Below are 23073 nucleotides of genomic sequence, written 5' to 3' on the forward strand. Positions count from 1 at the left end.
ATCGGAAAATGAATAAATAAAAAAATATTTAATAAATTATTCAACGAAGAAATTCATCAGAAAATCATCCTATTTATCTAGTTGTATCCATATGGTTGATTGATGTTGCCTAATAAAACATGAACAAAAACCATACCATACAGTTTTCTATCTTAGAGAAACAATCCTGACTGATACACTTTTTTATAAACTTACTTATGTAAAATCCTATACGATTTATTTGATTATAATTTTAAACTACGTTAAACTTTTATAAAGTTCACTTTATTAAAACTAATCTATAATTTTTAATCAAAATATTTATTGTATAAAATGAGGGAGCGATGGTCCATGTGTACAAGTATTACGATGACAACAAAAGATCAAAATGTATTATTAGCTAGAACAATGGATTTTGCAGTTGTTCTTGATGGCGAACCAACCTTTATTCCAAGAAATAAATTTGTATTCGTTAATGATGAAGCCTATGATCGCAAAAATGACTACGCTTTTGTCGGGATGGCTCGACAAGTAGATCAAGAACACTTTGTTTTTGCAGATGGGTTAAATGAAAAAGGCCTCTCTTGTGCAGCTCTTTATTTTTCCGGCTATGCTGATTACAATAGTCAAGATGAGGATAAAAAGTATACCTTAGCTCCCCATGATGTTGTGCCGTTTTTACTTTCTACCTGCTCAACAACTGAAGAGGTTGTTCGTACAATGAAAAATGCCCAAGTTGAAAATACAGCCTTGGACTTCTTGGGAATTGTGTTACCCCTTCATTGGGTCATTACAGATACAACGGGGAAAAGTATTGTCGTTGAGTACACAGATCAAACGCTACACATTCATGAAAATTCAATTGGTGTGATGACCAACAGTCCAGATTATAAATGGCACACAACCAATTTAAGAAATTACATCGGACTTCAACCAAGTCAAAAAACAGAAGTTCACTTAAAAGATATGGTTATGAAACCTTTTGGTGAAGGTGCTGGCGCTTTTGGCCTTCCTGGTGACTTTACACCACCATCAAGATTTGTCAGAGCAACATTCTTAAAAAATTGCTTGCAAGATATTAAAACTGAATTAGATGGTGTCACGTCTTTATTTCACGTTCTTGCAAATGTGGATATTCCAAAAGGTGTCGTAAAGACGACCCAAGCCTATGACTATACCCAATACACAACAGTCATGGTGAATAACTCGCTAAATTATTATTATAAAACCTACAATAATCAACGTATCCGTTGCATTCAATTAGGAAACGAAGATTTTGATGCAACTTCTGGCAAAATTTGGTCTAGTGGAGATACGGAAGATATTCTTTATCGCAATACTAAACAATAGTTTGTTTAACCAGATCCTAAAGAAAAAGCCACATCCCTATCAACGGGTGCGGCTTTTTCTTTAGGATCACTATTTTTTAACCCACAACTTCTTGCCTTTTGGCTGTCGTTCGTTTTAACAATTCTACGTATTCCTTTTGATACTTCTTTAAATACTCTTTCAAAAATTCCTCTTTTTCATCTGACCAGTTTAATTCACTCTTTATTATATTGCCATCACTGTCTACCTCAACTGCTGCATCATACTCTACTTTTGGATCATTGTCTTTTAGTATATACACTGTTTTTTTGTCCCGTTTATTGACTTTCACTACGAGATTTTCTTTTCTAGCAATCACCCAAGGATCATGCTCTGGTAAAGGAATTGGGTTAAATCCGTTTTTTATGATGTACGTTGCATATAATACCCCTTCTTCTTTTATGCTATAACTTGCTGAGTCTCTGTAATCATCTTGCTTCCATGAATGTTCCTTTAGATTCTTCAGATAGTGCTGTTCATCCAATCTTAATTTGCCATTAAATCCGCTATAAACCAAAACAACAATTCCTATAATAATCAAAATGCGCTTGTAATACATATTCCATTTCATTTTTTTGGATAAATCTTTTGTCATTTCCGTGTCCTCCCGTAATAAGTTATCAAGAGAGATACCAAACAGGTCACTAATGGCTATGATCGTTTCTAAATCCGGATAATTCCTGCCCACCTCCCAACTAGAAACCGTAGAACGAGAAACGTTTAATAGTTCACTTAATTGTGCTTGCGTGAGTTCTTTTTTTAATCGTTGTTCTTTGATTTTATCGCCAATATTCATGGTATCACCTCCTTCTTTTTTATTATCTTAATAACTTATCGTAAACGGTAGCTATTTTTTGTATCACACTAGAAATCTACCTTGATACTATACGTATCACGTTGATTTAACAGTCTTTCCAAGAGATTGTACTTCATTATTATAACAAATGAATTCATCCATTATTGCTTTTTAAAAGAAAAAAAACGTCCAAAAACTTGTAAAATCTACAAATTTTTTTGGACGTTCCAGTCTATCAAACATGCTATATAGTTTGTTTATACATTCATTTTTCTACTAGCCATCCAGCGAATCATTTCAGGATCAGCATGAGAGAAAAATTGGCTTTCGCCTTCATTTAAAGTAGCAATCGCTGCTTTGTCTTCTGCAGATAAGTCAAAATCAAACACAGCTAAATTTTCAGCCATCCGCTCTGGTTTTACTGATTTTGCAAGAACAATGACCTCCTGTTCAATCAACCAGCGTACAATAACTTGCGCTACTGATTTATTATACTTTTTACCAATATTACTTAGGATTTCATTTGTAAAAATCCCATTTTTCCCTTCTGCAAACGGCGCCCAAGCTTCTGGCGTGATTCCTTCTGCCTTTAGTGCTTCGATATTTTTTGTTTGCTGATTGAACGGATTGATCTCGATTTGATCGACCTGTGGAATCACTTTATTAAATTCTGCTAAATCAACAGCTCGATCCACGGCAAAATTAGAGACGCCGATTGCACGTATTTTTCCTACTTCTTGTAATTCTTCCATTGCACGCCAAGCACCATAAACATCATTATATGGTTGATGTAACAAAAGTAAATCCACATATTCTAGACCTAAGCGATCAAGCGAACGTTGAAACGAGGCTTTGACACCGTCATAAGAAACATTTTCCACCCAAATTTTTGTTGTAATAAACAATTCTTCACGACGCACACCCGAAGCCGCAATGCCACGTCCAACTGCTTCTTCATTCATATATGATTGCGCTGTATCAATATGACGGTATCCTGCTTTGATAGCATCGATCACCGCTTGTTCTGCTTCTTTTGGATCTGTGATTTGATACGTACCAAAACCTAAAATCGGGATTTTTATTCCATTGTTCAATGTGACTGTTTGCATGTTTATTTCCTCCTTCTTATTTCATGACAAGATTACAATAACCTATGAAGTTGACTTCATAGCAAGTGCTTTCTCTCAATTTTTGTAATTTATCTTCCACAACTCTTCGATATTTTCTGCTGTTACTTCCCCCGATTTAAACTTGGCAATATGTTCGTCATACGTGTCGATTTTATAGCGGAGTAACTCACGAGTCTTCGTCATCTCCGCTAGCTTTTCGTCAATCTCTTGTAATTGATCCTGCAAAATTTGTTTTTGCGCTTTTTGAACCTCTCCACCCAGTTGAGCAAGTGTAGCAAATTCAATCAATGATTCTATTGATACTCCAGCATGACGCAGACTTTTTGCCAAATAAATCCAATTAAGATCTCTTGTCGTATATATCCGATAACCATTTTTGTCTCGCTCAATCGGTGGAATAACCCCCACACGTTCATAGTAACGAACCGTATCAGTTGTTAAACCAAACATTTCTGCTGCTTCTTTGCTATTCACTCAAATTGCCTCCTTTAATCACTCAATCTAAGCTTGAAAAATCGTGATTGATGATTTCTACTAATTTAAATGTATCACGCTCAAATTCAAATTTCAAAATGCAGCAATTTCCCAATCGATCTTTTTGATCGACTTCACTTGTGTGTCCCCAGTTTCGCATAAATTGTCGACAAGCTGCCCCATGAGATACCGCTAGAACTGTTTCCCCTGCTTCTTTCATGATTTCCATTAGGGTATCAGATACTCGTTCTCTAAATTGAAATTCTTCTTCGCCGCCATATCCTGCAAAGAAATCACCATAAGGCAATGGTGGATTTAATGCCTCACTTTCAGACTCACAGCGACCAAAATTCCATTCTTTCAAGCCTTTTACTCTTTCATACGCCATGTCTGTTACCTGCTCTAAGGTATCGCTAGCGCGTTCAGATGTTGACGCATAAGCATTATCAAACTCGATGGCCTGATCCTTAAAATACTTTCCAGCAATCTGAGCTTGTCCGATCCCTTTCTCTGTAAGCGGAGAGTCACACCAGCCCTGAATTTTCTTTTGTTGATTGAATAGTGTTTCACCGTGTCTCATCAAATACAATGTTTTGGTCATTTCCTCATCCTCATTTCCATTCGTTCTATTCATCATAAACCATGGAGTGGACTCCAAGGCAAGCAAAAAAGCTGAACTTTTTAGTTCAGCTACACGTAGTACTTATTCAAGTAGGCGACCCTCATCATGCCAGGCACCGTACATTTTATTTGCTTTTGTATTCTCAATAAATTTATCTAACCGTTTTTCGAACAATTTGGGTTGCTGCTTGTAGTTTTGAATTGTGTCGATACGAATGCGTCGATATAATTCTGGAAAGGTTAAGAAAATCTCATAGGTTTCCATCTCTTCTTTCAATCGTTCTAGGATGATTGTGTCAATTTTAAAAGAAGCGGCTGTCATATTCGGCAACACTTTCCTACCTTGTTCTGTCATCAAACCTAACTTTTCAAGCCGACGCACACGTTCTTTATTCAATTCTGTCCACTGGCTTTTTTTCGCTCTTGGTGAAAGTCGTTGTGCTGTTTGTGTTTCTGAAACTTTCTTTTTGATACCATCGATCCAGCCAAAGCACAAGGCTTCTTCTACTGCATCTAAATATTGGATTTTATTGGGTTCTGGTTTTACACTGACAATGATCCAACAATATTTTTCAGTTGTGCTGTTCATTTTCAGCCAGTCACGTAGTTCTTGTCTAGTTGTGATGGGTAGTAGGTTGTCGATTTGCATGTGTTAACTCCTATTTTGTTTTCAACCGATTTTCAATAGCACTTTGAATCTTCTTTTCTATAAAAGATACTAAAACATCCAGCTTTACGCAACTAAATAGCGTTGAACGTAAAAAGTCAATTGCTGTACAAACCAAGTAAATAAAAATACCATAACCAAATACTTTCATCAGAGCGACAATTAGAACAGTATCTGCTAAATCAACAAAATAATTTTTTAAAATGAAATAAAATACTATTGGATGCGTATGAATTAGATACACACCAAATGAAAAGGGTGATAAAGAAAAAACACCTTTTGATATCAATTTATTGCTTGTTTCCATTTTAAGAAAGAGAAGAAATAAGCAAATAGAACTACTTAAAATTAAGGGTGATACGTAATCAATAAACCAATTTTCTCCTTTACTTTCATTTAAAATAGGATTAAAAGTACTCACTATTATTAGTAATATCGACAATGCATTGACTCCAAGATAACGACGCATTATTTTCTTTGCTGATAATTCTTCAATCTGTACATGGAGTTTTATATACGCACCAATAACGTACATAAAAATCAACCAAATCATACTATATCCTTTATACAAGTTAAAAGGATCACTATTTGAGAAAATTGAAATAGTGCCTAGCAAAAAAATAATCCCTACCCCATACCTTAACTCTGCCTTGCTTAATTGATGAATCCCTTTGTTTAATAGTGGAATAAATAAAAATAGACCTACATAAGCTGTAAAAAACCAATAACTTTTGGTAGCGACAGGAAATAGTGCATTGATTGGTACTACCGGTTCTACTCCTATTATCAATTCAGCTCCCACACTTAATAAAACTGAATAAAACAAGACTTGAAACCATAAATAGATTAATTTTTTCAATCGCCATTTAGCTGTTATCATAAGATAACCAGAAATCAAGGCAAAACAGTTTACTCCTACAAAGCAGAGTGTCTCGAGTCCCCAAAAAACAACATAATTAACGCTACCATATTCCACATTTTCTAATATCCCTTCGATACCCAATATATGAAGGATGACGACCATAAACATTGAAACTATTCGAAGTAAATCTATTCCAAAATGCCTTTTCAACTCTTTACAACTCCCTCTTTCATGCTACTATTCCCTTGGTAATATTCATTTACAAAATATAATGGTCTATTTTTGGTTTCGTTAAATACTCGACCTAAATATTCTCCAATAATTCCTAAAGAAATCAATTGAAGCCCACCTAAAAAAAGAATACCAATCATTAATGAGGGATATCCTGAAACACTTGCCCCCAGCAACAAGGTTTGAATCAAAACGATCATCATATAGATAAAGGCAACGAAAGAAACCACAACTCCTATCATCGCTGATATTCTTAAAGGAAGAGTTGTATAGGATGTGATCCCATTCATCGCTAAGTTCATTAAAGTAGTGGCTCGCCATTTAGTTGTACCACCGGCCCGTTCATCCGCATCATAAAAGAGTTCCTTTTTCTTAAATCCAACCCAGCCATATAAACCTTTTGTATATCGTTCTTGCTCTCTTAGCTGTTTCAAAGCATTAATCATCTTACGATCCAACAGTCGGAAATCACCAGCATGAGGATAAATATTTATATTACTGGCTTTTTGAAGAATTTTATAGTAGAGAGAAGAAGTTAATTTTTTTAAAGCAGATTCGCCTCTTCTTTCTTTTCGAACAGCATACACATCTGAGTAGCCTTGTTCCCACCAGTTAATCATTTCTTTGATCATCTCTGGTGGCTGTTGTAAATCTGCATCGATGATAACCAAAGCATCTCCTTTGGCATAATCAATGCCTGCTAACATCGCAGTTTCTTTCCCATAATTTCTAGACAAGTCTAAAAGAGCAATTCTTGAATCTTTCTCTTTCAACTTTAAAACAATAGGTACACTTTGATCTTGACTTCCATCATTTACAAATAGAAAATCAAAACGATACTTAGAACATTGCTTCGTTAATCTCTCAAGACGGTTATATAACTGTTCCAAAACCATTTCTTCGTTAAAAAAAGGAATCACTATCGTTAGTCTTTTCATCCTCATTTTCACCTCCTAAATCCCACTAATTTCATTCTTTGTACAGTAGAACAAAATCTTTATTTTCATATGTCTCAAAATCTTTTAATTCCTCTAACTCATCTAAATCTGTTCCACTATGCCCTAGATAACCTACAGAACCTTCAGTATCCTCAATTTTCTCTCCATCTTCTAAAAAAACATATCGACCATAGTGCTTAATGGTCATATTCTCTAATCTGTCGTATGGCGTATCACGCGTCGCCTGATATGCTTCTGGGGAAATAGGATCATAAAAACGAAAGAAGATAAATGTCCAATTCTTCAATTGTTTGAAGCTAGATCTATCAACGTAAATTGTTTCTAATTTTTTCTCATTCCCTACTGTTAGCACGTCACCTAAAGTAGTTGGTGCCATATACGTACTGTCTTGCTGCTCTTCTTTATATTTAGATGTGTAGTTAAACAAAAACAGGACAAAAAGAATTGTTAGCACACTAACAGAGGATTGAAATACTTCTACTTTTTCAAAAGAGTACAACGCATATAAACCGTATCCCATAATAATCGTCATTGGGAAAAGTATCACATTCCAATGATGAACAACTGGCACTACTATTAAAATCAACGGAATACATGACCAGAACCAAAGGAGAGTAATCTTACTAAAATGTGTGTTTTCTTGATTTATTTTTCTTAAACCAATACCAACTAGAAACACTCCTGCTAAATTATAAATAAAACCAAATCCTGGTATTGAACTAAAAATCAATCCATCGCCACCATAAATAATGAACACTACTATTCGTTTTAAATTTTCAACTAATGCAGATAAAAAATCTTCTTGAAATAAAATTGTTTGCCCTGTATTTTGGCTTCCTATAAGCTTTGGAAAAGTTATTCCAAAAATCGAGATACTCTCTTCTCCAAAATATTGAATAAATGCAAATAGTAAAATTGGTAAGATTGTTACGACTAAAATAGCCATCAATAGAATCATTTGTTTTGTATCAATTAAATGATTCTTCATAAAATAGATTAAAATCAACACTAGAAAAATTGGTAAGAAATACCAAGTAGCAATATAAGCATACGCAGTCAAACCTAATAAAAATACTGAAAAACTATAAAAAATCATCTTTCTTTTCCCTAAAGCTTCGATTCCGAGTTGAATAAAACAAAAAGCAAGCAAGAGTAAATGAGGGGCAACATTCGCATCTAAACCAAAGCGACTAATCATTATGTGCCATGGGCTAATAGTTAAAACAAAAAAAATTGCCAGTGACAAGTAACGGGGAATTTTTAGTTTAAGTAAGGTCCACATAACCACTAATAACGTAATTGATGACAGACTAAGCATTGCTAATCGTGTACTGATTAAATTTAATCCCATAATTTTTACAAAAGGTAATGAAAGATACGAATATAATGCATTTGGTCCCGTACCGTAACCTATCAGGTAAATGGGCCATGAATTCAAGGCGCTATCTGTTCCATAATTTGCCAACGCCCATGTGTCATATCCAGACATCGCTTCATCGATCTGTAATCCTGGAAGTTCCCCTATATTGAAATACCTAACCAAAAGTCCTACACACAGTATAATGAAAAGCACTTGATTAAACCTATTATGTTTTCCAAATAACGCCTTTCCCGATTCTTTCTGTATAACGTACCCACCTACTAATAAAAAAAACAACAGCAGCCCATATAAAATTATAGTCATTATTTTCTCCTTTTTTGAAGAAAATGGGGTAAAACTAAAACCTAGTTTTGCCCCATTCTCTATACTATTCTCCACTAGTGATTCTGTTTCAAAACACTAGTGTTTCACTTTATCAATTGATAGATTTATGCCCAACTCTTTCGTTTATTCTCTTTGTTCAGAAATTTCCGCATATACTTCTCTGACGGTACCTTCTTGATCATAAACCACAGCAATTTCCTTTAGAAACTCTTCATTTTTTTTCAATCCAGATGAGTTAGATACCACAGGTAAATAGTCTTCTGTTATAGGCTCTACCGCTTCATTTACTCTTTTTTCATATCCTGCTACGCCACTTACTATTGTCTTTTCAGGGAGCTTCATATTTTTGCCTAATTCTTGAATTAATTCACTTAGGTTATCCTTAGGTAACTTCCCTTTTACTTTGGAAATTGTTATTTTAATAATTTGAGATTGTAAATATGCTTGTTTTTGATCAATTGAATACGCATAGTTCAAATTAACTTCAGCAAACACTTCCAATTCTTTCTCTTTATAAAAAGGATATACCGTCTTAAACTCTAATGTTTTATTTCTAGCAAAAACTGAATACTTGTTTTTTCCTGCTTTAATGTTTTTCGTTGGAATCATTTGATTCACAAGTTTTTTAGTGTCCTCATAATAAGTTGGAATACTTAGTTGGTATTTATCTTTTAAAAGAGCGAAGGCTTCATCTTCTGTTTTTAAGTTTGAATAATCAGAATCTCCAAACGATCTTTCCCGTTTGTTAGTCCAGCTCAATGATTGATCTGTTTTCGAAAACTGTTCATAACGTTCTGGTTTCGTACAACCTGCAAGAGCAATTATAAGTACACAACTACAGACTATCATTCCTATGATTTTTTTATTTTTACTCATTCTGGCACCACCACTCTAGTTGGTTCTTTACCAGGAAAGGCCTCTTGTAAATACGTTAGTTCAACAGTGCTTGTATCAACTAATTCATACAGTACCACAGATTCCAGACTCTCTCCTTTCTCCACAGATGCTGACTGTGTTGCAGCTAGTTCTTCAACATCTAAAAACGCATTATCTTGTGCGAGTTTTCCTACTGAAAGAACTTCATCGTTTTGTTTGGCTGTCACGAATTCTTTCCAAACAGAAGGTTTAACAGCTTTTTCATCAAGATTTGTAAAGGTGTAGCGAATAGCTAATACGTTCTTTTTATCCGCTCCCTCCAGTTTCCGAACTGCTGTAATTTCCATTTTCAACTCTTCATTTTCGATAGTAACTAAGTCGCCTTCTTCTTTTTCTAATGCTTCTTGCGATTTTGTCGCTTTGGTCTCATCAAAACTGACTTCTTTAAATGTTTCAACAGCTGCATCTATTTTTTCAGAACGTTTTCTATAGGAATTGTCCTCAGCAGAGTAAAAGGTCATTTGAACAAAACCATGTTCCGTCCATATATAATAAAAATGAGCCCATACTGATTTTTCTTTAAATTGTGTGTGCACTGTGTATTTACACACTGGATAATCGCCCACTTTATATTCTTTCATGTAGACATCTTTCGCTTTTTTATACTTATAGCGTTCTTTTATTTTTTTTCTGGTTTTTTCACCGAATCCCTTTTGTTCGACTTCATCTACAGGAGTTGTTGTAATAAATAAGTACGAGTTACTTTTACTATCCTCAGCACTAAATGCTGTTTGAAGTCCATACTCACTGTTTACTTCCTTATCTTTTTTCCAGCCAGCTGGCAACTGCATCTCATACGAAACACCACGATCTTCAAAACTCTGCGCTTTCTTTTCTAACGTTCCTGTACAACCCATTAAAAGAAACAAAGTTACTGGTAAAAATAATGCTATTTTTTTTAGTTTTTTCATACACTTTTCTCCTTTTCTTTGACGTTATACTTTTTTCGACAGTAGTAGGCATATATACTAAACAGTAACAAACAGACCACAAATAATACTGCTCCTAATTTCATTCCTTTTGGATAGTACGTCAACTGAACCTTGTGATCTCCTTTTGGAACCTTGATTGCAATCATCGCTTCCTGTACAGCTTCTACTTTGACCGTTTTACCGTCAATTTTTGCTTGCCAACCTTGATCATACGGAATCGTTGTAAAGATAACTTGTTCTTTTTTTGTAGAAATATCCGCTTGGACGTGATTTCCCTTAACTTCAAACGAAACATCTTTATTCTTGATCTTTTGTATCGCCTGATTTAAAACATTTGTTTTTAAGATCAATACGGATGGTCTAATCATTTTGACCACAGGTTGCTCAGTAAAGGTTGCCGTCACTTTTACTTTTTTTGCTTTTTCATAGTAGCCGAGATTATAATATGCTCCTGTTGCTGACAATCTCCCTCTACTTTTGTGACCTGGAACGCTGACTTCTACCATACCCATATCGCCAGGAGAAGATCCTACATCTAAGTTCAGATAAGCTTGAGTCTTTTCTGGGATGTTGACTTCCCATGTTATGCTTTGAGCTTCATCATTGTTACTTTCTTCTGAAAAATATGTAGCATCCCCATATTCACGAATATGCATATTTTTTCTAGACACTTCATTTAAACCTGTAAATTGAAAAATTGGCTCTTTTATTTCTGAAAGGTGCTGTATCAATGACGTTTGATTGTTGTTATTCTTTTCTTGATAAATCTCTTTATCTGTTAACATCCCTAGAGGTAACGCTGCTTTATTTTCATACAGTGAGTATTCTCCATGTGTAGCAATTTTTTCAAACCCATATTTCTTAGGATCTTTTTTAGCCAAATTATATTTAATCCCCATAAGATCATCCATTAAAATAGTATTATTCGGGTACATAATAGTCAGATTGGTTCCTGGTGAACGATAGCCTAACTGATCCAAATACTGTGATGAATGTCGATTACGAATCGATGAAAACATGGTGACTCCTGAATAATCGTAATTAAAACTATCGGTTCGACTAATCGCATCCATATTCTCTAGTCGATAAAACGAATCATTATCGTTCTTCGTCTTACTCACCAAAGCTTCAATATCCTTATAGGATGTTGTGTAGCGTTCTCTATACGTATATCCCCATTCTTTATCGATTCCGCGTAGCGTTTGATTCGTATTGAAAAACGCTTCCCCACCGATAAAAATAAGAAGTACTATTGGAATAATTTTGGCGAATGTTTTAAACTTATCTTTCACTATAAATATCAAAAGATAAACCACTAAAAGAATAAGCGTCAAATTCAAAGATTCTTGCGTAATATACCCATATCTTTTCTTGTTCGAGACATTCACAACCAACAAGAAAATACCTATAAGCGTAAGCGTAATATTTCCAAGTGTATTCAAATCTTTTTTCTCAAATTTTTCTAATCCACTACCGGCTAAAATAAGAACAAGTGCAGAATAAAGAAAACTAAAACGAAATAGAAACATATTTGGCGAATGTAGCCCTTGCCAAAACAGATTTAATGGCTGAATATAAACACTTACAATCATAAATAGAAGTAAGCTACCACAGAGCAGTTTATTTTTTAACGGAATCTTCTTACTAACAAAATAAAAAATACAGAACAATAATGGAAATAGTCCGACATATATAAAGGGAGCACTACCATACTTTGACGTATCATAAACACCTGGCATACTTTTTACAATAAAATCCCAAATACCGAGATCGTGTGTAAAAAAAGTACTAATCGTATCGGTTTTTTCTCCATTCATTTTTAAATCAATTACTGAAGGTAAAATAATCACCATTGAGGCACCACCGGCCAGTAAAGAAGTAATAAAATATGGGATGATCGAATGTTTATATCGTTTCCAGTCTGTCAATACACAAATTACAAAATATAAGAAGCTAAAAAGTCCTACCATAAATGCCATGTAGTAATTTGATACAAATAAGAGTAGGTAACTTACAAATAATAGAGTAGGGCGCTTCTTATCCATCACTCGCTGAATTCCTAGTAAAACTAATGGCAAGTAAATCAAAGCGTCCATCCACATCAACATGATCGAATAAGCAATTGTAAAGCCCATCAAGGCATAGCAAATACTCAAAGCTATTTTAGTCCATTGCGGTAATCGGTACGTATTATGAGCATATACCCAAAAAGTTACACCCATCGCTCCGATTTTTGTTAAAAGGATCATATACATCCCATCTGGCATATGTAAGTTATCGAAGAAAAACACCAAAAAACTGAAAATACTATTTACGTAGTAACTCATCAATGAGACAAAATTTAGTCCTAATGAACCAGTCCATGTATAAAAAAAGGATTGTTTTCCATGTAATACATTATTAAATCCTGAATAAAAATTAAGCAGCTGTCCAAATCCATCACTAGCCAACATGGTTCGATCACTAGTAGGGTAAATTCCTAATCGAAAATAACTCACTGCCATAATTATAATCGGTATAAAAAAGCTAAACCCAATAGCCCAACCATTCTTTTTTACAAATAATTTCCACTGCTGCATTTTCTACATTCACATCCTGATATATTTTAGTCGATTGGTCCCAGTCGATTGAATGGGTAGTACCTATATTGGACAACACCTTCTATTTGTTGTAAATCGATCAATCCTAGCTGTCGGCTATCTGTCGAATTAGCCCGATTGTCTCCTAACACAAAAAATTGATTTTCCGGAATTGAAGATAGTCCTTCTAATTTAGCTGCCGTTTCCCAAGTTATACGTATTTTTAATGTGCCATCTGGTAACTCTTCACCTGAAAGATACCAATTATTCTGCGGCGTTGGATTGGTATCACTCATTTGGTAGTTCAAATACAGCGTATTGTGGTCCAACCAAATGCGATCACCTGGCATCCCCATTACTCTTTTGACATACGACTCTTCTTTTTCTTCTCTAGGCTGAAATGTAATCAATGAATAACGATTAGGGCTCTTTCCCTTTGCTATAAATAAGCGGTCATTCGTTTGTAATGTTGGCAACATCGATTCTCCACTAACCATATGTGTTTTAATTTTAATCAGAAAAAATATCCCGATTATCATACATAAAATAAACAATATTTCTTTTGATAACTTTCGTGATTTTTTCATTTCGACTTTTTTATTCTCGTTCGTTTGATTCTTTTTCGACCGGTTAGTTAAGTAGTTCTGTATATATGCTCTTATTTTTGACATTATTTACTTCCTTCTGACCAACTAAGATTAAAATTGTTTGATTTGATGTATAGGAAATACTCTCATCTCTACAATACCTACAATTTCTTTTTCATCAATATAACCATATTCCCTACTATCTGTTGCATAGGGGCGATTATCACCTAAAATTATGTATTTTCCTTTGGGAATATAGTCTGTCTCTAAATACCAATCTGCCGTATACAAACTGTTACTTTCTTTTGCTCGTTTCACTTCCGCATCTAAATAACGTTCATAAACCTCTTTATCATTAATATACAGCTGATCGTCTCTGTATGATATTCGTTCACCAGGTAAACCAATGATTCGACGTACAGACATTTCTTTGCTTTCTGGGTCTTTATAAAGAATCAATTTATGTCGCCTGATTTTCGCTAGTTTATTGACAAGAATCCATTCACCATTATTTAGTGTCGGCACCATTGAATAGCCCTCAACTTTAACCATTGAGAATGTAAAAAAAGATAGAGCATACAAAACTATTCCTAATAAAACGAAACTGACACCCACCTCGACTAAAGTCCGCTTCATGCGATCATGCCAATGTCCCATTCGTGGATTCGTTTTTTTCTTAGGAATACGTTTAGTATTTTTTTTACCGCTATTCTGTTTAGTCGGCCGTCTTTTTTGATCACGATGTATCGGTTTCTTCGATGCACGTTTTTTTTCATCCATTTTTGGTGGATGAGAAGAATGGACAGCCGACTTCAGTTTTTTAGCTTTATTTTTTGAATTTTTAGGAGTTGAGTGCCGCTTATTTGTTTGTTGTACACTCACGTAAAAAACTCCTTTTGTGCATGTTATTTTTTTTGTTTCAATGCTGATTCATTTACACTGAATTGTTTAAAAATCTTCTTTTGCGTTTGTTTGATGCGATTTAAGTCTTCAAGATACGCTGTAATTCTTTCTGGCTCACTTAATTGTTCTGAACTTAATGAATAGATGTTCACACCATACTCTCGTATCTGTACATAATAGCGGTTCATCATTTGCTGACCTTTTTTGGACAGACCATTTTCAGGAAGTGTACCTCCATACGAAACCAACAACGAAGACAGCTCCAATAATTTTTCTCTTGTTTTATCCACGTCTGCTCCGTTTTGTAAACTCGTTAGACTTTTTTTCACTTCATCTGTAATGAAATAGCTTTGAACAATTATATTCCCATCAGCAGATGATAAATTTGTCATTTGGTAATAGCGAGCATAAACAGCACCACTAGCAAATGACGCTGAGATAATTAGTAATGTAATGCTTCGTTTCATGTAACTATTTTTTTTGTTTTTCAGTTTACGTCGTGTGCGCAGCCAACGTTTTTTTTTTTTCTTATTTTTTGGTCTCTTTTTCCCTAACTCTGTATACTGTTTCATTAACCCAAAAATTAAAATGAAAAAAAATACACCTATAACGAGACAAAGAAGGGCCGTAGACAATCCCCCTACAAATAGCCAATCTAAAACGGTCATATTCGGTCTACTCCTTAAGTGTTATTTTTACTGCTTTTTTCTCTTCTTTTTCTTTTTGGAAATCTTCTTCTTTTTCGAAATCGTTCGTACTGCTAAATAAATAATTAACAATATTGCTAGAACTGCTCCAACAATCATCGAAATTAATTTCCAATTTATTCCTCGCTCTTGAATCAGCGAAACATCTTGTGCATTGTATTTATCGGCATCTTCTTTTGTGACGGTAAAGTCTTCATTCCATTCCCATTTTTGATCGCCTGAAGTAATCAAAATATGACCTGTATAATCCCCAGCTACAAGTAATTCTCCATTTAAACTCACTGGGAAGTCCATGATTGAATTTGGTGCCATACGTAAGTTTTCTTTTTTAGAATCATACAATACTTCCTCGGAACCCTTTTTAAAAATTTGGACATCTACTGTCATACCTTCTACATAAGCCGCTTTAATATTCGAAAAGTTAACCATAAAGGCATTTCGATAATTTGTTAATCCAGCAGATATTTTATTAAATGACAACTCAGGTTTCATCGTGACGTCTGATTCACTTAATAACATCCCAATAAGAAACGCATATTTATTTACTACACCTTTTACTTTTTCATTCTTCTTCTTTTCTGCTTCTGTTTCGGCTCTTTGTAAATAGATTCCTCCAGCAACATATCCTTCAAATCTTTCAGCTGGCATCTCAATTTCCACAGCAACTTTTTCTGTTGCATTTGGAGCGAGCGTTACCGTTTTTGGTACTTTAACAATATCTTTAATATTATGTTTCAGTGATGGGTCATTTTCGATTTTTGTAGGACCATACTCAATGACTCCATTACTATTCGTTTTCGCAGTGTTTATAGCCATATCCACAGCAAGATCTTTATTCGTTATATTCGTTATTTCAACTTCTACTGTTTGCTTTTGTCCGGGGTTCATCCGCAAATCAAAATACCCCGCACTGCCTACCTGATTTTCTGGTTTAATAATCTTGTAACTGTAGCCAATCCCACTAGTGGAGTCCTCTGCTAGTACTGTTTGTGGTGCAATCAGCAAAAAACAGGTTATGTATAATAATAGAAAAAAAATACTTCGTTCAAAATAATATTTCATAATGTCTCCTTCTATTCCTAGCTTTAGAAAAATAAGGTACCAACCCACAGTAAGCGGGCTGGTAGACCTCTATTTTAAATTACAATGTCATTAACTGACCCGCTATAAATCCAATAGATTTATTTAGCTTCAGCCATAACCCAAGTAACTACGCCTTTGTAATCACCTTGGAAGATAGATTTTTCTTTACCGATTGTTAATCTGACAGATTTTGTTGATGCGAATTCACCAGTTGCATTCAATTTACCAAAATGGATGTATGATTGACCTTGGCCTTTTTCATAAACCTCATCTTCTGGTTTAGGCTTCTTATTATCTACAAAAACTGTTTCTGTTCCTTCTTGTACTGTAGCAAATTCCTCCACTGCAGAACCTGGTAGGGCAATTGCTTCAGCAACATTCGTTTTAACACCAATGTTTCTGTAATATAATGTTGCTCCAGCAAGATTTTGTTCAACTTCTTTAGCGCCATCTTTTACCATTGTTGTTAATGGAGATGTAATTTTAGCTGTTAATGTATAACCGTGATCTAATGTATTACGAACATCTTTAATTGCAACGTTATTTGCCATTACACCATTTGGTTCTTCATAGTTTTTAGCCCAGAATACACGGTCATTTCCGTCAGTAACAATTGCTTGTTTACCAAAGCTTAGAGGTGTTACGTCTTGAATACCGAAGATTACAGGACGAAGTGGTCTAGTAATCGTACCAGAGATGATGTCTGAATCGCTATTACCATCGGGATCTGTTAAGTCTGGTCTAGACGTGTCAGTATTGTCATCACTATTTGCAGTGAATTGGATATCCATGTCGCCGGCAAATTGTTTGTCCGCTTCTGCATCCGCTTTTGTGATTCCTGGTACTGCTACTGCTACTCCTACAGCTGCTAATAATACAGCGCCGCATAATTTGTGTGTTAATTTCATTTGTGTTTCCTCCTAATATTTTGTAATTTATTTATGGTAGCTCGGATATGATCCAAGTTAACACCGTTGAATAGGTTCCAGCTTTTATTTCTTCAGCCTCTGGAATAGCTAACTTTACAGCACTATTACTATAAATATTTTTTTTAAGTTTTTGATCAATCACTGGTTTCCCTTGATTGTCTAGTTTTGGAGCCAACGTGGCTTTTTGACCACTTGAATTTTCGCCAGAAGCACCGAATACAATGCTCCAAGTTCCTCCACCTTTTCCAAACTCTGCTTTAGCCAAGTCATAGGTTTCCCCAATGTTATTCAAGTGAATGACTTCTTTTGAAACATCAGGTGCTTGTGCAGCAGTCGTTTTAGAATTAGTCCAAGAATTATCGAAAGATAAAACGGCTCCTTTTAACATGTGATTTTCAGCGCTTTTAAATTGATTTTCTTGACGTATTTGTAACGCCCAGCCAGTTGGATTTGGTCGATAATCAGAGACTTGTATAAATTGGCCTCTAGAAGTTGTACTTCCTTTAAATTGTTGCGCATTTACTGGAAAAACAACCTTTTTATTTACGACTTTTCCTTTACCAAAATCTAGGTATGGTACAAAATCTATTCTCAAAGGACCTTGTGTTCCATTGGCAATTCCTGGATCAACTGTTTTATCTGGATTTTCAGGATCTTTGACTCCAGTCTTTACATCCTTACGTCCAGAGAACTCCATATTGACATCCCCGTCTACACTTTCAGCTAAAACAGTCGAAGGCGTAAGTGTTCCTAGAAAAAAAGAGAAAAATAGTAACGCTAATGTTTTCTTTTTTATCTGCATCCTCTTACTCCTCTCCTTTTTGTGCTGTACTTTTTTTGCGTTTCCAAAAGTAGCTGACAAAAATGACAACCAGTAAGGCAATACCGCTGATAGACAAACTAGTTTTTACTAAATCACCTGTCGAAGGCAGTCGCCCTATTGGCTTTTTCACCTTGGGAGAATCTGTCGTAGATGAAGTTGTTGTCTGCGTCGTTTCGTCTTTTTCAATGACGATTTCTCCATTTGTTTGGACATCCTCAGCCTGCACGATCGAAGGAATCCCCCAGAAAAAGACACTTATGACAACTAAGGAAAAGATAACCTTACTATAACTATTTCGTTTCATCTTTATCATCCTTCCTTATCATCATGGTGTTTCACCTAACTCAAACAGAATTTCACCTTTATACTTCCCTAAAGCATGGACTGAACCAGGTTCAATTTCTAGCTTAAGTCCGTCACCTACAGCACTCCAATCCTTGCTAACATCGTATTCTCCAGGATTTAGCTTTTGAACAACTGTTAATGCCTGGTTACTTAAAATTGTCTCAGTTTCACCAGATTTGTAGCGAATTGCATTTTTAAGTACGGTTTTCCCGTCCTCATTTAGCAACTCTTCTGACAATTTCACTTTTAGTGACCAGCCTGGAGATTTAGCTCTAGTATCTGAAACAATAAGTGGCATGCCTATGATAGTTGGATCATCTACTCGTAGTTTTTTGAAAGAAGCAATATTCAGTCCAAAATCAAATACTTCTGGTGAAGAAACATACGTTAACCGTCCTTTAAATTTAAACTCTGCTGTTGTTGTATCAGGCTTGAATTCAACAACACTAGGGGCTGGTAAAATTTGCTCGTATTTTTGCTTCAACCTATCAATCACATCTTGTACCGATTGTTCTTTTGATAAATCGATTGTTGTGCCAATTTCTTGCGTGAACGTGATTTCTTCCGCAATATTTGGTACATCAGCATTCTCGTCAATAAACTTTACAATGACTTGTGAGTCCAGTGTTACCAGTGTATCTGCTGGCATTTTTGTCGAAACGTCTATGACACCATCTGCAAGATAGCCAGCTTTAAAATTAGCTGTTTGCGAGATTACATCATTTGCTGTTGCTGTAGAAACGACTGTCGCATCGAATTCAATCGTTGAGTCGTGATTAAAAGCAATTCCCTCTGTTGGCGAAGTTGCCGTGATTGTACGACTTGCTTCATCATACGTGATTGATTCATTGGAAATTTCTACGTCATCTTTTGTTTTCCATGTAAAATGGGTTGGATTTTCCAGCTTCGTATCTAATAGTTCTGTAATTTTTAATGAGTTGTAGTTTTTAGATGATCGATACCTAAATACATATTCCTCTGGTGATGTTAAATTAAAGATAACAGGGTAACTCTCTTGTCCATCACTTAATATATAACCAGGAATTACTTTTGCCTTGATTGAATAATTAGGTATGTACTTATCTCTTCCTAAATAAGTTACATCTTCTGTAATTGGTTGATCATTTTCGTCCACATATCGAGCTTTCTTTTGAACTAGATTGTCCAAAGTAGCTTTAAAGCCGCTTATTTTAATAACAATACTATCATCAGCTACTGTACCTTTTGCATTAGAAGAGGCGGTTGCTAGAGCATTATCAAATCCTTCAATAGCTGGTATTTCACTAAAATCATAATTGGCTCCCTTTTTCATTGTATAGGTGCTATCTGACCTGATTTTGGACCCTAGATCATCCCAATATTCAACAGATACTGTACTTTCACTAACATCTTTTGACGATTCTTGAACTGAATTGATATCAAGCTTATAATGTAGCGTTTCACCAGGTTGTGCCTTAGCTTTATCTACAGTCTGTTCAAGGGTTACTTCTGGCGTTATTTTTTCGTATATATATTCTACATTCTGTTCCGCGTTAGATAGAATCACCCATTCATTGATTGGAGAGTTTTTTACTTTATATCCTTCAATATTTGGTGCACTAAAGTCGATACGATCATTTAAAAATCCCAATTTGGTTTGCGTAACTTGTAAGCTTTTTCCAGATTCATTTTTGTAGTGTATAGTGGCTTTTTTCAAATTGATATGCCCAAAAGCAATATTTGAGGTTACTTCTTTCATTACACCAGACTCAACTCCGCCAGCATTGCTGTAGTTTAGTTTCATCTGGAAAGGAATCGTTAATTGTCCAGTTGCGTTATTCTGATATTTCTTGTATGCATTACTCGTTTTATTAAGTGTCGTTTTAACATCCACACGTAACTGTTCCGTTTTATCAACTAGGGTAGCTGTATACTCTGGCTTAGCTACGACTGTAAATTTTTGCGGATTCTTAGAATCTTTTACTGTGATAAAACTTGTAGAAATATTCTGATCATCTCGATTATAAATCTGAATATCTGAACTGCTAAAAGTCAGACTATCATCAATAGTCCCTTCAAATGCAAGAGATAATAAGTTTCCTAGTGATGATCGATACGGTATTGGTTGAATCAATGATGTTGTAATCACTTCATCCTCTAAGTTTCCATCCACATCTGAAACAAGACTGGGCGCTTCTAACTCAAACATTGCTTCTGGAACCTCTACTTGCGATATATTAATCCCTGTACCACCTGTATAATATTGGATATCAAGAGAATCAACATTGCTATACCCTATGGTGAAATAACGTGTAAAATCATCGTCAGACACATTTGAATTTTCTGGTGAAATCATCGTTACCTGTTCAGAAGTGAAGTTAGCTGTGTCTGTTAAAATGCCATTATCACTTCTTGCTGAAATATAATCAAACTTTCCACTACCCGTAGGTTTCACTTTCATCCATTCGGTATAATCAATATCATTAAAGGTCACATGGCCAGAATCCATTTTAATTGGCTCTCCAGTCTCGTGATCAATAAAACTCATCCTAAATATAGGCTCAGTATTCTCTGAACTAGCTACAGCAAACGCTAGATGGACTGTCCCTAAGCCTGCTGTCAGAGTCCTATTTGTTCCTACCGAAATTTTTTCCGTTGTGGATTTCACAGGTCCTACATCTACATATTCTAATTTAAGATCAATCCAACGACCATTTTTGATTCCCATATGGGTACCGAGCAAATAGTATCCAACCTGGTCTTGCCATATAGAATCATATGGTGGCCAAGATCCAGGCTTGATAAGTTGTTCATCTCTTCCTGGATATTTTCTATATAACTGTGTTAAAGAAGTTATTTTCGGCTGAAAAGAATACATATTAGGAAAACTCTCAGCCACACCAGGCACCATAGATTTATACAACTCTGGTCGTGTTGGTCCAAAAGTAGCAAGTGGTGCACTTGGTTTTGCCCCCCATTCAGCTCTTACCCCTGGTTTTAGAAGAGATTCTTTTTCCACTTTCTGCTCAGAGCCTCTTGTAGACACCACACTATCGTCCTCTTGTGTTTCTGTCGCTTTAATAACATCATTACTTGAAAATAAACTCCAACTTACCAACGTGAGAATCATTATAAAACTCCCACCAAGAATCTTCTTTTTCATTCACTTTCCTCCTTTCTTTCAGTTCATCCCAGTCATGTTCATTCATACTCAATAAAGACAACTGAAATTATTCTTTTATTATTTCAACTTTTAATTATGTTTTAACTAATTAAAAAGAAGAAAACCAAACAATATTCTCCAATTTATTTAAATCCTTTTTGAAAACCAACCAACGTAATTATATAATATTTCTTTTTTTGGTTCTTTCATCTTTTTCAGAGCTCAGAGAAGTAAGCGAAAGAAAAAGCGTTGATTTACTTGTCACAATCGCTGTTTCAACTTCACCCAACCGATTTTCTACCTATAAAAATGTACCCTTCGATTCAGCTTTTTCAAAAAAATCATTTTTAATTAATGGATAAAAAGAAAAATAAAGCAGATAGAAAAAATGTTTTATATAAATAAGTAGTTAAAAATATAAATATAATGACCTCTTATTTCTTTAATTTTTTTCCATTTCACAAAAAAATAGAGTCATTAAACATATGCTCTTTCGTTTAAAAGTAATAACAACCCAATTCTAAATATTCAACATATATCCTCTTGATCGAACGGTTTTAATAAATTTTGGTTTTTTAATATTCGGTTCAACTTTTCTTCTTAGATGATAGACAACATTGGCTACTCGGTATTGTTTGTTTTCTAATGAGTCATCATTCCAGATTTGTTGATAAATGGTGTCGTAGTCAACAGCTGTATTGGGTGTCTTTAGTAGTAACTCAGCAATTTTATATTCAAGTTTGGTCAAAACAACTTCGTTTCCGCCCTCGATCACAACACTGATATTACTAGAATTCAAACGGAACAAATTGTTGTTCTCAGAAAACTCTTCAATAGATTGCTGCTGACTGTTCTCATATTCTATTCTTAATAAAGCATTTTCTATGATCAAACTTATCTCTTTGGATTCTCTATCCGCTTCAAATACTTGGTCTGCACCTAACTGGAGATAAACTAGTTTTCCTACAGAACATTCTGCCGCTGTAGATATCCATATGTAACATTGTGATTGCTTTCTTATCTTTAAGATTAAGTCACAAATAACACTTAAATCTGAAGTCTCTTCCTCTCGAATAATCACTGCATGCAATTCATCGATTTTTTTTACATTTTCAGTTAGTTCAATTATGTTATATTTTTGATTTAAAATTTCATGGTTCATCACATTATCTTTTGCCTCTTTTAGATAAAGTATTCCTATGTTATACATTAAACTATTCGCTCCTTTTCAAACCGGTTAGTTGGTCTTTATATTTTATTTATATGTTTTATCATAAATCATTTCGTTTTATATTGTTTTCAATACAGGTACAGG

General features: G+C 34.8%; 21 protein-coding genes. 1 reads left to right on the forward strand and 20 read right to left on the reverse strand.

Going from position 1 to position 23073, the window contains the following annotated elements:
* Positions 1 to 330: 330 nt before the first annotated feature.
* Complete coding sequence (locus I586_RS11645; protein WP_010766334.1) at positions 331 to 1329, forward strand: linear amide C-N hydrolase; 999 nt, start codon at positions 331 to 333, stop codon at positions 1327 to 1329.
* Positions 1330 to 1405: 76 nt separating this feature from the next.
* Here the strand turns inward: I586_RS11645 and I586_RS11650 are convergent, their stop codons facing one another.
* The 20 genes from I586_RS11650 to I586_RS11745 all read right to left on the reverse strand — a co-directional run bounded on the left by I586_RS11650 (position 1406) and on the right by I586_RS11745 (position 22968).
* Positions 1406 to 2143 carry a helix-turn-helix domain-containing protein gene (locus I586_RS11650; protein WP_010766335.1) on the reverse strand — a complete coding sequence of 246 codons (738 nt, stop codon included), beginning with the start codon at positions 2141 to 2143 and terminating at the stop codon, positions 1406 to 1408.
* Positions 2144 to 2400: 257 nt separating this feature from the next.
* Positions 2401 to 3252, reverse strand: coding sequence for an aldo/keto reductase (locus I586_RS11655; RefSeq protein ID WP_010766336.1), 852 nt, complete (start codon positions 3250 to 3252; stop codon positions 2401 to 2403).
* Positions 3253 to 3327: 75 nt separating this feature from the next.
* Positions 3328 to 3747, reverse strand: a complete 420-nt coding sequence (locus I586_RS11660; RefSeq protein ID WP_010766337.1) for a MerR family transcriptional regulator — start codon at positions 3745 to 3747, stop codon at positions 3328 to 3330.
* Between the two features lie 22 nt (positions 3748 to 3769).
* The gene (locus tag I586_RS11665) at positions 3770 to 4348 is read right to left on the reverse strand and encodes a histidine phosphatase family protein (RefSeq protein WP_010766338.1); all 579 of its coding nucleotides are present in this window, start codon (positions 4346 to 4348) and stop codon (positions 3770 to 3772) included.
* A 102-nt stretch (positions 4349 to 4450) separates the two neighbouring features.
* On the reverse strand, positions 4451 to 5017 hold the full coding sequence (locus I586_RS11670; RefSeq protein ID WP_010766339.1) for a YdeI/OmpD-associated family protein: 567 nt from the start codon (positions 5015 to 5017) through the stop codon (positions 4451 to 4453).
* A 10-nt stretch (positions 5018 to 5027) separates the two neighbouring features.
* A complete protein-coding gene (locus I586_RS11675; protein ID WP_010766340.1) occupies positions 5028 to 6107 on the reverse strand; it encodes an acyltransferase in 1080 nt (359 codons plus the stop codon).
* A complete protein-coding gene (locus I586_RS11680; protein WP_034702416.1) occupies positions 6104 to 7066 on the reverse strand; it encodes a glycosyltransferase family 2 protein in 963 nt (320 codons plus the stop codon). Before I586_RS11680 ends, I586_RS11675 begins: the two co-directional genes overlap by 4 nt.
* 31 nt (positions 7067 to 7097) lie before the next feature.
* A complete protein-coding gene (locus I586_RS11685; RefSeq protein WP_010766342.1) occupies positions 7098 to 8771 on the reverse strand; it encodes a hypothetical protein in 1674 nt (557 codons plus the stop codon).
* Positions 8772 to 8915: 144 nt separating this feature from the next.
* The gene (locus I586_RS11690) at positions 8916 to 9668 is read right to left on the reverse strand and encodes a hypothetical protein (RefSeq protein WP_010766343.1); all 753 of its coding nucleotides are present in this window, start codon (positions 9666 to 9668) and stop codon (positions 8916 to 8918) included.
* Positions 9665 to 10639 carry a DUF5067 domain-containing protein gene (locus tag I586_RS11695; RefSeq protein ID WP_010766344.1) on the reverse strand — a complete coding sequence of 325 codons (975 nt, stop codon included), beginning with the start codon at positions 10637 to 10639 and terminating at the stop codon, positions 9665 to 9667. The genes I586_RS11690 and I586_RS11695 overlap by 4 nt, the downstream gene beginning before the upstream one ends.
* Entirely contained in the window at positions 10636 to 13239 is a 2604-nt protein-coding gene (locus I586_RS11700; RefSeq protein ID WP_010766345.1) for a YfhO family protein, read from the reverse strand. Before I586_RS11700 ends, I586_RS11695 begins: the two co-directional genes overlap by 4 nt.
* A 26-nt stretch (positions 13240 to 13265) precedes the next feature.
* Positions 13266 to 13910, reverse strand: a complete 645-nt coding sequence (gene lepB, locus I586_RS11705) for a signal peptidase I (RefSeq protein ID WP_010766346.1) — start codon at positions 13908 to 13910, stop codon at positions 13266 to 13268.
* Between the two features lie 27 nt (positions 13911 to 13937).
* Positions 13938 to 14708 carry a signal peptidase I gene (lepB, locus tag I586_RS11710; protein ID WP_010766347.1) on the reverse strand — a complete coding sequence of 257 codons (771 nt, stop codon included), beginning with the start codon at positions 14706 to 14708 and terminating at the stop codon, positions 13938 to 13940.
* Positions 14709 to 14731: 23 nt separating this feature from the next.
* Entirely contained in the window at positions 14732 to 15397 is a 666-nt protein-coding gene (locus tag I586_RS11715; protein WP_010766348.1) for a YccF domain-containing protein, read from the reverse strand.
* 27 nt (positions 15398 to 15424) lie between these two features.
* On the reverse strand, positions 15425 to 16498 hold the full coding sequence (locus I586_RS11720; RefSeq protein ID WP_010766349.1) for a WxLIP family cell surface protein: 1074 nt from the start codon (positions 16496 to 16498) through the stop codon (positions 15425 to 15427).
* 119 nt (positions 16499 to 16617) lie between these two features.
* On the reverse strand, positions 16618 to 17427 hold the full coding sequence (locus tag I586_RS11725) for a WxL domain-containing protein (RefSeq protein ID WP_010766350.1): 810 nt from the start codon (positions 17425 to 17427) through the stop codon (positions 16618 to 16620).
* 31 nt (positions 17428 to 17458) lie between these two features.
* Positions 17459 to 18250 carry a WxL domain-containing protein gene (locus I586_RS11730; RefSeq protein WP_010766351.1) on the reverse strand — a complete coding sequence of 264 codons (792 nt, stop codon included), beginning with the start codon at positions 18248 to 18250 and terminating at the stop codon, positions 17459 to 17461.
* A gap of 4 nt (positions 18251 to 18254) precedes the next feature.
* A complete protein-coding gene (locus I586_RS11735; RefSeq protein ID WP_010766352.1) occupies positions 18255 to 18575 on the reverse strand; it encodes an LPXTG cell wall anchor domain-containing protein in 321 nt (106 codons plus the stop codon).
* Positions 18576 to 18596: 21 nt separating this feature from the next.
* Positions 18597 to 21758 carry a MucBP domain-containing protein gene (locus tag I586_RS11740; RefSeq protein WP_010766353.1) on the reverse strand — a complete coding sequence of 1054 codons (3162 nt, stop codon included), beginning with the start codon at positions 21756 to 21758 and terminating at the stop codon, positions 18597 to 18599.
* A gap of 520 nt (positions 21759 to 22278) precedes the next feature.
* The gene (locus tag I586_RS11745; RefSeq protein ID WP_010766354.1) at positions 22279 to 22968 is read right to left on the reverse strand and encodes a DNA-binding response regulator; all 690 of its coding nucleotides are present in this window, start codon (positions 22966 to 22968) and stop codon (positions 22279 to 22281) included.
* Positions 22969 to 23073: the final 105 nt, after the last annotated feature.

This window comes from Enterococcus moraviensis ATCC BAA-383 (genome assembly GCF_000407445.1).
Taxonomy (GTDB): Bacteria; Bacillota; Bacilli; order Lactobacillales; family Enterococcaceae; genus Enterococcus_L; species Enterococcus_L moraviensis.

Coding starts and splice junctions, on each gene's coding strand:
- I586_RS11700 (WP_010766345.1), bottom strand. CDS start 13,239: ATGCAGCAGTGGAAATTATTTGTAAAAAAGAATGGTTGGGCTATTGGG.
- I586_RS11735 (WP_010766352.1), bottom strand. CDS start 18,575: ATGAAACGAAATAGTTATAGTAAGGTTATCTTTTCCTTAGTTGTCATA.
- I586_RS11720 (WP_010766349.1), bottom strand. CDS start 16,498: ATGAAATATTATTTTGAACGAAGTATTTTTTTTCTATTATTATACATA.
- I586_RS11655 (WP_010766336.1), bottom strand. CDS start 3,252: ATGCAAACAGTCACATTGAACAATGGAATAAAAATCCCGATTTTAGGT.
- I586_RS11650 (WP_010766335.1), bottom strand. CDS start 2,143: ATGAATATTGGCGATAAAATCAAAGAACAACGATTAAAAAAAGAACTC.
- I586_RS11725 (WP_010766350.1), bottom strand. CDS start 17,427: ATGAAATTAACACACAAATTATGCGGCGCTGTATTATTAGCAGCTGTA.
- I586_RS11645 (WP_010766334.1), top strand. CDS start 331: ATGTGTACAAGTATTACGATGACAACAAAAGATCAAAATGTATTATTA.
- I586_RS11740 (WP_010766353.1), bottom strand. CDS start 21,758: ATGAAAAAGAAGATTCTTGGTGGGAGTTTTATAATGATTCTCACGTTG.
- I586_RS11715 (WP_010766348.1), bottom strand. CDS start 15,397: ATGACCGTTTTAGATTGGCTATTTGTAGGGGGATTGTCTACGGCCCTT.
- I586_RS11730 (WP_010766351.1), bottom strand. CDS start 18,250: ATGCAGATAAAAAAGAAAACATTAGCGTTACTATTTTTCTCTTTTTTT.
- I586_RS11690 (WP_010766343.1), bottom strand. CDS start 9,668: ATGAGTAAAAATAAAAAAATCATAGGAATGATAGTCTGTAGTTGTGTA.
- I586_RS11665 (WP_010766338.1), bottom strand. CDS start 4,348: ATGACCAAAACATTGTATTTGATGAGACACGGTGAAACACTATTCAAT.
- lepB (WP_010766346.1), bottom strand. CDS start 13,910: ATGTCAAAAATAAGAGCATATATACAGAACTACTTAACTAACCGGTCG.
- I586_RS11680 (WP_034702416.1), bottom strand. CDS start 7,066: ATGAAAAGACTAACGATAGTGATTCCTTTTTTTAACGAAGAAATGGTT.
- I586_RS11670 (WP_010766339.1), bottom strand. CDS start 5,017: ATGCAAATCGACAACCTACTACCCATCACAACTAGACAAGAACTACGT.
- I586_RS11685 (WP_010766342.1), bottom strand. CDS start 8,771: ATGACTATAATTTTATATGGGCTGCTGTTGTTTTTTTTATTAGTAGGT.
- I586_RS11745 (WP_010766354.1), bottom strand. CDS start 22,968: ATGTATAACATAGGAATACTTTATCTAAAAGAGGCAAAAGATAATGTG.
- I586_RS11695 (WP_010766344.1), bottom strand. CDS start 10,639: ATGAAAAAACTAAAAAAAATAGCATTATTTTTACCAGTAACTTTGTTT.